The 554-nt window shown below is 61.7% G+C and carries 1 protein-coding gene; it reads left to right on the top strand.

Annotation, left to right across the window (positions count from 1 at the left end; translation table 11 throughout):
• On the top strand, nt 1-462 hold a 462-nt coding region (locus AC2JF9_RS08335), incomplete at its 5' end, for a TetR/AcrR family transcriptional regulator C-terminal domain-containing protein (RefSeq protein ID WP_500726860.1).
• Nucleotides 463-554: the final 92 nt, after the last annotated feature.

Here is a 554-nt window from a genome sequence, read left to right as displayed (position 1 = left end):
CTATTCGAGGCCGTAATCCTTGGCGAAATTGAAGATGGGCTGAAATCGCTGCAGGGGCGCCTTCCAGACTTCGGCGACGTTCGCCTCGAACTGAGGACACTCTCCGAAGCCTTCCTTTCCTGGATGCTGAGTGACGGGAATGTGGCGATGGAGCGGATCATCATGGCGGAGGCGGCTCGATTCCCGGATCTCGCCCGCAGACTGTACGACTCAGGTTTCATGGGCGCCGCCCGATTGGTGGCGGAGCTGTTGAGGCGAGCGGCAGCTCGCGGCGAGGTTCAGCTTGCAGATCCGGACTTTGCCGCCGATCAGTTCGTGTCGACCGTCATCCTCTCCCCCTTCCGACGCGCAGCGCTTGGCGTGGAACAGGCGGCGTTCGACGATGCCGCTTTCAATCGCATGAGCCGGGCCGTTGATCTGTTCCTGGAAGGATGCCTATCGCCGCATTCGCGCGGGAGTTGAGAGATGCCCCGCAATAAGCGCCGTTGCCGGAGCTCCTGGTCGGGGCTGGCACCAGACGTGCAAGCTGGCAATTATGATCGGCGACAGAACAC

Source organism: Lactobacillus sp. C449L (assembly GCF_059900815.1).
The sequence above is the reverse complement of the archived record's forward strand: the minus strand, read 5'-3'. Positions and strand labels throughout refer to the sequence as shown.